This is a genomic window from Morganella sp. GD04133 (assembly GCF_029835375.1).
Lineage (GTDB): Bacteria > Pseudomonadota > Gammaproteobacteria > Enterobacterales > Enterobacteriaceae > Morganella > Morganella morganii_B.
The window spans coordinates 1-1206 of record NZ_JAODZS010000092.1; the positions used below are offsets into that span (position 1 = coordinate 1).

Annotated in this window: 1 protein-coding gene and 1 pseudogene; both read right to left on the reverse strand. The window is 47.5% G+C overall.

Features of this window, described 5'->3' with window-relative positions:
- Positions 1 to 222, reverse strand: a pseudogene (locus N7387_RS21210) (hypothetical protein); the annotation flags it as partial.
- Between the two features lie 2 nt (positions 223 to 224).
- Positions 225 to 1206: transglycosylase SLT domain-containing protein (locus N7387_RS21215; protein WP_279800947.1), on the reverse strand; the 982-nt coding region annotated here is incomplete at its 5' end.

The following is a 1206-nucleotide window of genomic DNA, read 5'->3' on the forward strand; positions in this document are numbered from 1 at the left end:
TTTATTCAGTGTCTGATACTTTCCTTTTTCGACCGGCGCGGTAACCACATTAGCGGACCCGCTGGCGGTGATATTTTTCAGACCGTCAAACGGCAATGTGACACTGCCATCCTCTGACTTAATAACGTATGACGGCTTCAGGAGACTGGTCATAATAGAGAGCGGAGACCCGCCCCTTATCGCATTAAAAATACTGGCGGCATTGAGTGACGCAAAACTCATTATCATCTCCCCTTTGTATCGAATGAGACATTCATTCCGGCGCGGGATGCTTGTTCCTGTATGGAGTTTGAGAGGGCGTCAACAGATTCAGGCTGGCTTTTTATCTCCATGTTATTGACGTAAAGCTGTGGCTGAGGTTGAGCCTGACTGGGCACCTGTAAAGTCTGGTGAACCTTTGACGCCTCGAAATTAATTCCGTCGAAGTATTCAGCCAGCTTATAAACGGACTCAACCGACTCGTTGTTCAATCCGCCTTTGTCACCGCGCAATACCCTATTCACTCCGCCACCTCCACCTGCATACGCAAAAAGGGCATCAGCTACGTTGCCGTTGTATTGCTTTAGCAATTTACGCATCAGAATATCAGCTGCTGCTCTTGATTTCTCAGGGTCAAATCTCTCGTCAATGCCTGCCTTTTCATCAACTTTCAATCCATTCCCTCGGGCGGTTTTCTTTACAAATTGCCAAGCGCCACTAGCTGAAGAGTTAGGGTCTGGGTTTACCGCATTAGGATTACCACGCGACTCTCGGAAAGCCACCGCGTCCAACAGGCGATCCATTGATATTGTTCCGGCGTCTGTTTGCACAGGATTAACAATGTTGCCGTTCGTGTCGTAATACTCACCGGTTTCGTATTTATACGTTTCTCCGTTTTTGAGCTTTCTTCCCGCGCCTAACCGTCCGCCTATAATATCTTTTCCTGCTGACTCTACAGGTGCAGCAGTTGGCGCTTTGGATTGCTTATCAAGCACAATGTTAAAATTGCCTCCGCGAGAAAAATCACTTAACGCCCCACCTTTTTGCGTATGTGTTTTAGCAAACTCCTCACCGATAGCGTCCGGGATATTACTCAGCCTTTGCAGACTTGTGTCGATGTTTTTAAGTTGCTCTGCCTGTGAGTAATTTCCGCGCTTATCCATATCTGCGCGTTCTTCGGCGGTATAATCACTCATGTATTGGTTATACTCTGCCTGAGTTATGGGG